This is a genomic window from Actinoallomurus acaciae, assembly GCF_042429965.1.
GTDB lineage: Bacteria > Actinomycetota > Actinomycetes > Streptosporangiales > Streptosporangiaceae > Actinoallomurus > Actinoallomurus acaciae.
This window is the reverse complement of record NZ_JBHLZP010000328.1, coordinates 1-10,533: the sequence shown is the minus strand read 5'-3', so window position 1 is coordinate 10,533 and position 10,533 is coordinate 1. Positions and strand designations below refer to the sequence as shown.

Annotated in this window: 11 protein-coding genes; 6 read left to right on the top strand and 5 right to left on the bottom strand. The window is 70.5% G+C overall.

Annotated elements, in window-relative coordinates; genetic code table 11:
- Both ACFFNX_RS32825 and ACFFNX_RS32820 read right to left on the bottom strand, forming a co-directional pair.
- Nucleotides 1-1,008: serine/threonine-protein kinase (locus ACFFNX_RS32825; protein WP_378209752.1), on the bottom strand; the 1,008-nt coding region annotated here is incomplete at its 3' end.
- Between the two features lie 435 nt (nt 1,009-1,443).
- Complete coding sequence (locus ACFFNX_RS32820; protein ID WP_378209751.1) at nt 1,444-2,625, bottom strand: ROK family transcriptional regulator; 1,182 nt, start codon at nt 2,623-2,625, stop codon at nt 1,444-1,446.
- 206 nt (nt 2,626-2,831) lie between these two features.
- On the opposite strand from ACFFNX_RS32820, the gene ACFFNX_RS32815 reads away from it, so the two are divergent.
- The 6 genes from ACFFNX_RS32815 (at nt 2,832) to ACFFNX_RS32790 (ending at nt 8,814) form a co-directional block, all read left to right on the top strand.
- A complete protein-coding gene (locus ACFFNX_RS32815; protein ID WP_378209750.1) occupies nt 2,832-4,118 on the top strand; it encodes an extracellular solute-binding protein in 1,287 nt (428 codons plus the stop codon).
- A gap of 9 nt (nt 4,119-4,127) precedes the next feature.
- Nucleotides 4,128-5,102, top strand: coding sequence for a carbohydrate ABC transporter permease (locus ACFFNX_RS32810; RefSeq protein WP_378209749.1), 975 nt, complete (start codon nt 4,128-4,130; stop codon nt 5,100-5,102).
- Nucleotides 5,099-5,941, top strand: a complete 843-nt coding sequence (locus tag ACFFNX_RS32805) for a carbohydrate ABC transporter permease (protein ID WP_378209748.1) — start codon at nt 5,099-5,101, stop codon at nt 5,939-5,941. The genes ACFFNX_RS32810 and ACFFNX_RS32805 overlap by 4 nt, the downstream gene beginning before the upstream one ends.
- Nucleotides 5,942-6,035: 94 nt before the next feature.
- The gene (locus ACFFNX_RS32800) at nt 6,036-7,517 is read left to right on the top strand and encodes a glycoside hydrolase family 3 protein (RefSeq protein WP_378209747.1); all 1,482 of its coding nucleotides are present in this window, start codon (nt 6,036-6,038) and stop codon (nt 7,515-7,517) included.
- A 7-nt stretch (nt 7,518-7,524) separates the two neighbouring features.
- Nucleotides 7,525-7,992 (top strand): RrF2 family transcriptional regulator, encoded by a 468-nt coding sequence (locus tag ACFFNX_RS32795; RefSeq protein WP_378209746.1) that lies wholly within the window; start codon nt 7,525-7,527, stop codon nt 7,990-7,992.
- A 42-nt stretch (nt 7,993-8,034) separates the two neighbouring features.
- Nucleotides 8,035-8,814, top strand: coding sequence for a DNA-formamidopyrimidine glycosylase family protein (locus ACFFNX_RS32790; RefSeq protein WP_378209745.1), 780 nt, complete (start codon nt 8,035-8,037; stop codon nt 8,812-8,814).
- Between the two features lie 13 nt (nt 8,815-8,827).
- On the opposite strand, the gene ACFFNX_RS32785 is transcribed toward ACFFNX_RS32790, so the two are convergent.
- From ACFFNX_RS32785 to ACFFNX_RS32775, 3 genes are all read right to left on the bottom strand, one after another.
- On the bottom strand, nt 8,828-9,295 hold the full coding sequence (locus ACFFNX_RS32785; protein WP_378209744.1) for a Dps family protein: 468 nt from the start codon (nt 9,293-9,295) through the stop codon (nt 8,828-8,830).
- Nucleotides 9,296-9,466: 171 nt separating this feature from the next.
- Nucleotides 9,467-9,835 carry a helix-turn-helix domain-containing protein gene (locus tag ACFFNX_RS32780; RefSeq protein WP_378209743.1) on the bottom strand — a complete coding sequence of 123 codons (369 nt, stop codon included), beginning with the start codon at nt 9,833-9,835 and terminating at the stop codon, nt 9,467-9,469.
- A gap of 112 nt (nt 9,836-9,947) precedes the next feature.
- Nucleotides 9,948-10,472 carry a CinA family protein gene (locus ACFFNX_RS32775; RefSeq protein ID WP_378209753.1) on the bottom strand — a complete coding sequence of 175 codons (525 nt, stop codon included), beginning with the start codon at nt 10,470-10,472 and terminating at the stop codon, nt 9,948-9,950.
- Nucleotides 10,473-10,533: the final 61 nt, after the last annotated feature.

The following is a 10,533-nucleotide window of genomic DNA, read 5'->3' as shown; positions in this document are numbered from 1 at the left end:
CGGCGAGGGCATCCGCTCGGTCGCCGCGGGCGCGCCGTGCCCCGTCCTTTGCCCACCGTTCCCGGGCCCTTGCCCACCGTTCCCGGGCCCTTGCCCGCCGATCCAGGCTCCGCCCGCATCCGCCGCGGTCCGGCTCGCCAAGGCGTTGCCCAGTGCGGGCGGCCCGCCGGCGCCGGGCGCTTGGAGCGGGGAGACGCTGTGGCCCATCAGGTCGTCCATCAGCTGACGGGCCGTGGGTCGGCGAGACGGGTCCTTGGACAGGCACGCGGCCACGGCGGGGCGGAGACGGCCGTCCAGGGCGCCCAGATCCGGCTCCGCGTTGAGGATCCGGTTGATCACCTGCGGGATGGAGCGGTGGCCGAAGGCGGGGGCTCCGCTCGCCGCGTACACCATCGTGACCGCCCACGCGAACATGTCCGTGGGCGCGCCGATCGTCCCCTCGGCGAGCTGCTCCGGCGCCATGAAGGCCGGGGTGCCGACGACCTGGCTGACCGCGCTCGTCATGGTGCCGCTGGCGTCCAGGGCCCGCGCGATGCCGAAGTCGATCACGACCGGGCCGTCCGGCCCCATGAGGACGTTGCCCGGCTTGAAGTCGCGGTGGACGACACCCGCCTGGTGGATCGCTGCCAGGGCGGTCGCGGTGTTGACCGCCAGCCGGTCCAGCGCCGACCCGCGACGCGGACCCTCGTCGCGGACCAGGTGTTGCAGCGACGGGCCGGGCACGTACTCGCTGATGATGTACGGGCGGTCCCCCGCCATCCCGGCGGACAGGACCTGCGCGGTGCAGAAGCGGGCGACCCGCTTGGTCACCTCCACCTCGCGTACGAAACGGGCGCGGGCCGGCTCGTCCTCGATCAGCTGGGCGTGCAGCAGCTTGATGGCGACCTGGCCGGTCGCACCACGGCCCAGGTAGACGGCACCCTGCCCGCCTTCTCCCAGCCGACCGGTCACGTCGTAGTCCCCCAGCCGACGGGGATCCCCGTCACTGAGCGGCTGGACGTTCACCACGGGCGGCCTCCCAATAGCGACATTTGGACGCCCGGAGAACCTATCAACGCCCTACGTCACACCGTGCATCTACGGTCGATAAGTGGGTTATCCACAGCCGCGCCGAGCCCCTTCCATCGCCGGGCCCCGGCATTGGACACTGAGAGTGGGCTGGAGCCCCCCGGGCGGGCGGGGACCACACGGGCGAGCACCACACGGGCGAGCACCACACACGGCGAGCACCACACACGCGAGCACCACACACGCGAGCACCACACACGCGAGCACCACACACGCGAGCACCACACGGGCGAGCACCACACGGGCGAGCACCACACGGGCGAGCACCACACACGCGAGCACCACCAGCCGCCAGCGGCGGCTTGGTCGTCGGCAGGCGGGCAGGGCGGGCGGTGGTTGGCAGGGCGCGGGTTTCGGCGGAAAGGGGTTGACGGCCTACTCGCCGCTTGAGAAGACCTCGTCGCGGGCGCGGTCCAGTGCGGCCAGCAGGGCGCCCTGCAGGACCGGGTTGCCGACGACCTGGCTCAGGGCCACCCGGGGGCTGGTCGGGCAGATGCGGCCCACGGCTTCCTGGATACGGCCGATCAGGCGTTCTCCGCCGGCCCGGCCGAGTTCGCCGGAGATCAGGATCAGCTCCGGGTCCAGCACGATCGTCACCGACGCCACCCCGTACGCCAGCCGCGTCGCCAGCGCGTCCAGGAACGGGCCGCCCGACGCTCCGGCCGAGGCCGCGGCGCGTACGCACTCGGTGGCGGTCGGTTCGTCGAAGCCGTGTTCCCTCGCCAGGTCCCGTACGGCGTCCGCGCCGGCGAGTGCGCCCAGGCCGCCGGCCAGCGCCGGCATTCCCCAGGTGACCGACTCGGTGTCCTTCTCCGGCAGGGCCGCGCCCGGGACCGGCAGATAGCCGATCTCGCCGGCGCCGCCGGAGAAGCCGCGGTGCAGGCGGCCGCCGAGGACGACCGCGAGGCCCAGGCCGCGGTCGGCCCACAGCAGGGCGAAGTCGTCCACGTCGCGCGCCGCGCCGTTCTCCTTCTCCGCGAGGGCGCCCAGGTTGACGTCGTTCTCGATCACGACGGGCAGGCGCAGGTCGCGGCGGAGGGCCTCCAGGACGCCCGCGTGCCAGTGCGGCAGGTCGTAGATGAACTCCACGTCGCCGGTGCGCGGGTCGACGACGCCGGGCGTGCCGATGACGAGGGCGTGCAGCTTGGCCAGCGGCACCTTCGCGGTGCGGCACGCCTTGACGACGGCGTTGTGCACCAGTGAGACGGCGTCGTCACCCGGCTCCACGCTGATCTCGGCGGCGATGTGCCCCGTGATGTCGGCGATGCCCGCCGTGACGCCGCGCGGTCCGACGTCGAGGCCGGCCACGTACGCGCTGGAGGGGACGACCGCGTACAGCGCGGCGTTGGGGCCGCGGCCTCCGGCCTGCTCCCCCACGACGGCGACCAGGCCGCGCTCCTCCAGCCGCGACAGCAGCTGGGACGCGGTCACCTTCGACAGCCCCGTACGCTCCCCGATCTGCGTACGCGTGAGCGGTCCCGAGCTCACCAGGAGATCCAGCGCGGATCGGTCATTCAGTTCGCGCAGGAGTCTTGGCGTCCCCGGGCGACTCGCCATCTCCGGCCACCTTCCATCTCGATCCGCTAACAGCTCTTCTTGGTTAGGAAACTTTCCTGTTAGTTTAGGCCACAGTAGTCCACGCAGTCCCCTCCCCCATAATCCGGCAGACCCCGCAGCCCCGACTGTAGGCAGGCGCCCCCGCGACCGTGCGACAGCATGACGCATGAATACCACGGTCGGGCGGTACCGAAGGGAGTTCCATTGTGAGGTACACCAGAGCCGCCGCGGCGGCCGTCGCGCTCGCCGTGGCCGTGACCGGCTGCGGTGGCAAGAAGAAGGCGGACGACAACGCCAAGGGCGCGGACCCTGCCAAGATCATCGTCTGGCAGATGGGCGACGGCAGTCCCGAGCAGACCAAGTTCCTGGACGGCGTCGCGGCGGAGTTCCACCAGAAGCACCCCAAGACCGAGGTGCAGGTGCAGTACATCCCCTGGCCGCAGGCCACGCAGAAGTTCCAGACCGCGATCGCCGGCGGTTCGGGTCCGGACGTGACCGAGGTCGGCAACACCGACGTTCAGTCCTGGGCCGAGCAGGACGCCTTCGCCGACGTCACCGACAAGGTGAACTCCTGGGCCGAGGGCAAGACCCTCAGCAAGGGCGCCCTCGCCAACGACCGGCTCGACGGCAAGACCTACGCCGTGCCGTGGTACGGGGGCGTGCGCGCCGTCTGGTACCACAAGGACTGGTTCACCAAGCTGGGCATCCAGACTCCGAAGACCTGGGCGGACCTCGTGGCCGCGGCAAAGACGATCCAGGACAAGAAGGGCGTGCCGGGCATCGCCGCGCCGAGCGACTTCACCAACGGCATCCTCAGCTTCGTGTGGGCCAACGGCGGTGACGTCGCCACCAAGCAGGGCGACAAGTGGGTCGGCACCCTGGAGCAGCCGCAGGCCAAGGAGGCCATCGAGTTCTATGCCGGCCTCGTCGACAAGGACAAGGTGGCGCCGGACAAGTACGTCGGCAAGAACGAGCTGCAGGGCCCGCAGCAGGACTTCGCCCTCGGCAGGGTCGGCATGTACATGGACGGCAGCTGGGCGCTCCCCCAGCTGGAGAAGGTCAACAAGAAGGACGAGAAGAACTGGGGGGTCTTCCCGATCCCCGGCAAGACCGGCGGCATCGCCCCGGTGTTCTCCGGCGGCTCGGACCTGGCCGTCTGGAAGGACAGCAAGTACAAGGACGTCGCGTTCGACTACCTGACCACGCTGGACAGCAAGAAGAACTCCAAGGCGTTCGCCGACACGCTGAAGTTCCTGCCGCAGTTCACCGACATCCTGCAGAGCGGTGCGTACCAGAGCGACCCGATCATGGGCCCGTTCGCGCAGGCCGCGGCCTCCGGCGTGAAGTTCACCCCCACGAGCAAGGGCTGGGCCGACTACGAGGGGTCCAAGAAGGTGCTGCCGAACGCCGTCAAGGCCATCATGCAGGGCAAGTCGGCCGACGATGAGCTGAAGAAGGCCGACGAGCAGGCCGGGACCCTGCTCAACCAGTAAGGGGTCCGCATGCTCGACACCGTCCAGGCGGTGCGGCGCACGCCGGGCCGGACCTCGTCCGGCCCGGCACGGCCCACGCGCCGCCGCCCGCGCCTCGGGCCGTACCTGCTGATCCTGCCCGCGCTCATCACCATCGCCGTGCTGCTGATCTGGCCGGTGGTGCAGATCGCGCGGATGTCGTTCCAGAAGGTCGGCCTGCGCCAGCTCCGCGGCGAACCCGCGGAGAGCGTCGGGCTCGACAACTACCGCCAGATCCTCGGTGACGGCTTCTTCTGGACCACGGTGCGGCACACCGTCCTGTTCGCGGTCGTCGCCGTCGCCGCCACGCTGGTCGTCGGCACGCTCGTCGGCCTGCTGCTGAACCGCCTCGGCCGGCGGATGTCCGCGTTCGTCGCGGGCGGCGTGCTCATCGCCTGGGCGACGCCCCCGGTCACCGCGGCGGTCATCTTCGCCTGGCTGTTCGGTACCACCGGAGGCCTGGTCGGATGGTTCCTCGACCTGCTGCCGGACTGGCTCGTCGGCGGCGGCTGGCAGAACTACAACTGGTTCTCCTCCCCGCTGCCGGACTACACCGTGCTGACCATCTGCGTGGTGTGGATGTCCTTCCCGTTCGTCGCCGTCTCGGTGCTGGCGGGGCTGCGGACGGTGCCGGGAGAGCTGTACGAGGCGGCCAGGGTGGACGGGTCGAGCGCCTGGAACACCTTCTGGAAGATTACCTTCCCGCTGCTGCGGCCCGTCTTCGGGGTGCTGCTGACCATGTCGGTGATCTGGGACTTCCGAGTGTTCACCCAGCTGTTCGTCCTGTCCGGGCTCGCCAACAGCGACTCGTTCAACCTCTCGCTGTACGGCTACTCGGAGGCGTTCGGCTCGCTGAACGCCAAGTACGGCCTGGGCTCGGCGATCGCCATGGTCCTCACGGTCCTCGTGCTGATCGTCACCGCGTTCCACACCCGCATGGTCGTCCGTCAGGAGGGGGTCAGATGAGGTCGCGCAGGCTCCGGCGGATCGCGCTGAACACCGCCGGTGTCGCGGTGTTCGTGGTCTCGGCCTTCCCGGTGTTCTGGATGATCTCCACGGCGTTCAAGCCGAACCAGGAGATCTTCAGCTCCACCCCGCACCCGGTGCCGTTCCATCCGACGCTGAGCCATTTCGACTTCGTGCTCAACGGCGGCATCGCCGGCGTGTCGTTCTGGCACTACTTCGTCAACAGCCTCGTGGTGGCGGTCGGCACGGTGGTGGTGTCCGGGCTGCTCGCGCTGCTGGCCGCGACGGCGGTCGCCCGGTTCCGCTTCCGGTTCCGGACGACGTTCCTGATCGTGCTGCTCGTGGTCCAGATGGTGCCGTGCGAGGCGCTGGTCATCCCGATGTTCATCGACCTCAAGAAGCTGGACCTGCTCAACAGCCTGATCGGTCTCACCGTGGTGTACGTCGGGTTCGCGCTGCCGTTCGGCACGTGGATGCTGCGCGGTTTCGTCGCGGCGGTGCCGCGGGAGCTGGAGGAGGCCGCCGCCCTCGACGGGGCCGGCCCGATCCGGACCTTCTTCCGGGTGCTGCTGCCACTCGTCGCGCCCGGCCTCGTCGCGACCAGCATCTTCTCCTTCATCACGGCGTGGAACGAGCTGATCTTCGCGTACACGTTCCTGAAGGACCAGGACAAGGCCACGTTGCCGATCATGTTGCAGTTCTTCTTCGGCCGGTCCGGCAACGACTGGGGCCCGATCATGGCCGCGTCCACGCTGCTCACCCTGCCGGTCATCGCGTTCTTCCTCATCGTCCAGCGCCGCATGGTGTCCGGCCTGGTCGCCGGGGCGGTGAAGGGATGACCGCGCGGCGACGGCCCCGGGAACGTACTGAGAGTGAGCGACCTATGACCGAGCGGACGAAGCCGCTGATGGAAAGAGGAACGGTGAGCGACCGATGAGCGACCTGTCTCTGGAGAGGCTCGTCAACGCCACTCTGCTCGTGCCGTTCCCTGGCGCCGCCGCGCCCCGCTGGGTCTTGGAGGGGCTCGAGCGGGGCGTGAGCGGCGTCACCCTGTTCGCCATCAACGGCAACGTGCCGGGAGCGGGCGAGCTGGCCGCGCTCACCGCGCGGATGCGGCAGGTGGCCGACCCGCTGGTGGCGATCGACGAGGAGGGCGGCGACGTGACCCGCCTCGCGCACGAGACGGGCAGCCCGTACCCGGGCAGTGCCGCGCTCGGCGCCCTCGACGACCCCGCCGTCACGCGGCGGGTGCACCGCTCGCTCGGGGCGGAACTGCGCGGCGCGGGGGTGAACTTCGACTTCGCCCCGTCCGCGGACGTCAACACCGCGGACGACAACCCCATCATCGGCACCCGCGCGTTCGGGTCGGATCCGGAGCTGGTGGCGCGGCACATCACCGCCGCCGTCTCGGGCCTGCAGGAGGCCGGGATCGTGGCGTGCGCCAAGCACTTCCCCGGTCACGGCGCGACCTCGCAGGACTCCCACCTGGAGGTGCCGACGGTGGATGTGGACCTGCCGCTGCTCGAACGCCGCGAGATGGTGCCGTTCCGTGCGGCGATCGCCGCCGGCGTCCAGTCGGTCATGACGGCGCACATCCGCGTGCCGGCGCTCACCGGGGCGGCGCCGGCGACATTCTCCTCCGCCGCGATCGACGGGCTGCTGCGCGGCACGCTCGGGTACGAGGGCGTCGTCGTGACCGACGCTCTGGACATGCGGGCGGCCAGCGGCGCGATGGGCATCCCGGAGGCGGCGGTCCGCGCTCTCGTCGCAGGGGCGGACCTGCTCTGCCTCGGCTCCAAGGAGTTCGAGGACAGCGTGCACGCCATCCGTGAACGGATCATGGAGGCGGTACGCGAGGGGCGGCTGTCCGGCGACCGCCTCGAGCGATCCGCGGAGCGTGTCGCGGCCCTGCGAGCCTGGCTCGCCGTACCGCGCACGGCCGAGGTGGACCGCGCGGTCGGGCTGGAGGCGGCGCGCCGGGCGGTACGGGTCACCGGCTCGCCGGCGGTGTCGGCGAGCCCGCTGGTGCTGGAGCTGCAGGCGCCGTCCAACATCGCGGTCGGCCCGGTGCCGTGGGGGTTCTCGCCCTGGGTGCCGGACACCGTGCCGGTCGACGTCGCGACGGCCGACCCGGGCGAGCTGCTGGCCCGCGCCACGGGACGTCCGCTCGTCATCGTCGTACGCGACGCGCATCGCTACGCCGGGCATCGCGCGCTGGTGTCCGCACTCGTGGCGGCCCGGTCCGACGCCGTGGTGGTGGAGATGGGCCTTCCGGTGTGGCGTCCGGGGTCCTCCGCGTACGTCGCGACCTACGGCGCGACCCGCGCGAACGCACGTGCCGCGGCCGAGATGATCGGACTGGTGGGCGAAGAATCGGAGGCAGGTGGCCCGATCACCTCATCCGAGGCGGGATAATCGGGTTATGAGACTGTCCGCCCGGGTCGATTATGCGCTTCGCGCAACAGCCGAGCTGGCCGTCGGCGGCGATCGTCCCGTCACGGCGGTCCAGCTCGCCGAGGCACAGCAGATACCGCCGAAGTTCCTCGAGAACATCCTCAGTCAGCTGCGCCGGGCCGGTCTGGTCCGCAGCCAGCGCGGCCCCGAGGGTGGCTACTGGCTGGCCCGCCCACCGAGCGAGATCTTCCTGGCCGACGTCATCCGGGCCATCGACGGGCCGCTGGTCGGCGTGCGCGGCGAGCGTCCCGAGCACCTCGGCTACGAGGGCCCGGCCAAGGCGTTGCAGCACGTGTGGATCGCGCTGCGCGCGAGTGAGCGGTTCATCCTCGAACAGGTGAGCCTGGCCGACGTCGCCTCGGGCGAGCTGCCGCCCAGCGTGCACGCCCTGACCGAGGACCCGGCCGCATGGGACTCGCCCGCGTTCCGCCACTGAGGAGGAGGCCCGGGAGCGTCCTGCCCCGACGGCCGGTGAGCGATGCCCGAGGGTGACGTCGTCTGGGCGGCCGCCCGTCGTCTGCACGAGGCGCTGGCCGGCCGTGTGCTCACCCGCAGTGACTTCCGCGTTCCGCGGGCGGCCACCGCCGACCTCACCGGGCGCTCCGTCCTGGAGGTGGTCTCTCGCGGAAAGCACCTGCTCACCCGGGTCGAGGGCGGACTGACGGTGCACACCCATCTGCGCATGGAGGGCAGCTGGCGCATCCGGCCGGCGAGCGCGCCGGTCCCCCGCGACCACCGCGTACGCCTCGTGCTCGCCAACGCCGAGTGGCAGGCCGTGGGCTACTCCCTGGGCGTCGTGGAGCTCATCCGCACCGGCCAGGAGGCACGGGTGGTCGGCCGGCTCGGGCCCGACCTGCTCGGGCCCGACTGGGATCCGGCGGAGGCCGTACGCCGGCTGCGCGAGGATCCCGCCCGCCCGATCGGTGAGGCGCTGCTCGACCAGACCCGGCTCGCCGGCATCGGCAACCTCTACAAGGCCGAGACGCTGTTCCTGCGCGGCGTCGACCCGTGGCGGCCCGTCGGCGAGGTCGACGATCTCGAGGGCATGGTCGAGCTGGCCCGCCGGCTCCTGGACGCCAACAAGGCACGCGTCGACCAGAGCACGACGGGCACGAAACGCCCCGGCGAGACGACCTGGGTGTACGGACGGCGCACCTGCCGGCGCTGCGGCGGCCGGATCAGGCGCGCCGACCAGGGCGGCCCGGCGCAGGAACGCATCACCTTCTGGTGCCCCACCTGCCAGCCCGGCAGGGCCTGAATCCAGGCTCGGCTCAGTGCTGGACGGCGAACATCCAGTGCTGCTTGTCCAGACCCTTGGCCGCCGAGATCAGGATGTCCTGGGTCACCAGGTCCGTCTCGTCGAGTTTCTCGATGCGCTCGCGGAAGCGCCTGCCCATCTCCCCCAGCATGTCGGTGATGGCGGCGATCACCTTGTCATCGGGCAGCCATCCGGTCTCCAGCTGGTGCAGCCTGGTCTTCTCGGCCACGGTGCGTGCCCGGCCATCCGGGTTGACGCCGATCGCGACCGCCCTCTCGGCCACCGTGTCCGCGTACTCACGCGCCAGGTCGACGACCTCGTCGAGCTGGAGGTGAATGGAGCGGAAGTTGCGGCCGGTGAGGTTCCAGTGTGCCTGCTTGGCGGACAGGTGCAGGTCGATCAGGTCGATCAGGGACTCCTGCAGTATCGCTCCGGTCGTCCTGCGCGCCTCATCCGAGAGCGAGCTCTTGACCGTCGTCATCGCCAGATCTCCTTTCGCCAGAGTGACAACCTCACTACTGGCGGAACTTCCCCGCGATCTGGTGGGTAACCGTGATCTGGATTACGTAAAAGTTCGCTGATCAGACGACGAATGCCCCGTTCCGCGCGAACGCGGAACGGGGCATCGAGATGCCGTGGGCGGGGCCTGGGCTCAGGCCGCCACCATGTCGGCGCGGAGTGCGCTCTCGATCGTCTCCGGAGTTGCCGGGATGCTGTCCGCCGTAATGGACTCGCCGTCGAGACGCTCGTGCTCCGGCGCACCCGACATCACCGGCTCCTGCTGGAGCTCGGCCAGCGCGAGCTGGTCCGAGACATCGCGCAGGACGTGTGAGAGGGGCACCCCGAGTGCCTTGCAGATCGACGCGAGCAGCTCGGAAGAGGCTTCTTTCTGTCCTCGTTCGACCTCGGACAGATAACCCAGCGACACTCTCGCCGCCGCCGAAACCTCCCGGAGGGTACGGCCTTGGCGCAGCCGCAGCTGCCGGAGAACGTCACCGAGCAGCTGACGAAGCAGGACCATGTCTCGCTCCCTCCGATGAGTCCTGACCCTTCTTGTGGTTCCACCGTACCTGTCTTGACGAGGCAGGTGGCAGACCGAAGCTTTCGTGTTCGCTTCCGACGTAACGCTGTAATCAGCCTGGTTCTTCCCGATCTTCCGCCCAGCCCGGCCAAGGATCACTTCCCTCGAGCCCGAGCATGACACGCCGTAGCAGGTCAAGGGCGTGTACGACCGTCATCTCCCGGACGATCGACCGCGCGCGCTCGCCGTCGGCGGGCACCGGAAGGGCCGGAGAACGTGTCGCGACGACGCCGCCGGAATCGGCCACGGCGACATGAACGGTGCCCACCGGATGCCCGTCCTGAGGCTCCGGACCGGCCACACCGGTCACCGCGAGACCGTAGGAGGCCCCCAGACGCTCCCGTACGCCCTGGGCCATCGCGACCGCCACATCGGGATGCACGGCCCCGTGGGCGGCCAGGAGATCCTCCGGCACGCCGAGCAGCGCGTGCTTCAGCGGCGTGGCGTAGGCGATCACCCCGCCGGCGAACGTCGCGGACGAGCCGGGCATGGCGGTCAGCCGCGCGCCCACCAGGCCGCCGGTGAGCGACTCGGCCACGGCCACGGTCGCCTCCCGCTCGGCCAGCAGGCCATGCACGGCGCGGTCGAGGGTGACCTCGCCCGCGCCGTACAGCGCCGAGCCGAGCAGGTCGCGCGCC

Bases quoted from the DNA above. Each gene is read 5' to 3' on its own strand.
- ACFFNX_RS32800 (WP_378209747.1), top strand. From the start codon at position 6,036: ATGAGCGACCTGTCTCTGGAGAGGCTCGTCAACGCCACTCTGCTCGTG.
- ACFFNX_RS32810 (WP_378209749.1), top strand. From the start codon at position 4,128: ATGCTCGACACCGTCCAGGCGGTGCGGCGCACGCCGGGCCGGACCTCG.
- ACFFNX_RS32790 (WP_378209745.1), top strand. From the start codon at position 8,035: ATGCCCGAGGGTGACGTCGTCTGGGCGGCCGCCCGTCGTCTGCACGAG.
- ACFFNX_RS32795 (WP_378209746.1), top strand. From the start codon at position 7,525: ATGAGACTGTCCGCCCGGGTCGATTATGCGCTTCGCGCAACAGCCGAG.
- ACFFNX_RS32805 (WP_378209748.1), top strand. From the start codon at position 5,099: ATGAGGTCGCGCAGGCTCCGGCGGATCGCGCTGAACACCGCCGGTGTC.
- ACFFNX_RS32785 (WP_378209744.1), bottom strand. From the start codon at position 9,295: ATGACGACGGTCAAGAGCTCGCTCTCGGATGAGGCGCGCAGGACGACC.
- ACFFNX_RS32820 (WP_378209751.1), bottom strand. From the start codon at position 2,625: ATGGCGAGTCGCCCGGGGACGCCAAGACTCCTGCGCGAACTGAATGAC.
- ACFFNX_RS32780 (WP_378209743.1), bottom strand. From the start codon at position 9,835: ATGGTCCTGCTTCGTCAGCTGCTCGGTGACGTTCTCCGGCAGCTGCGG.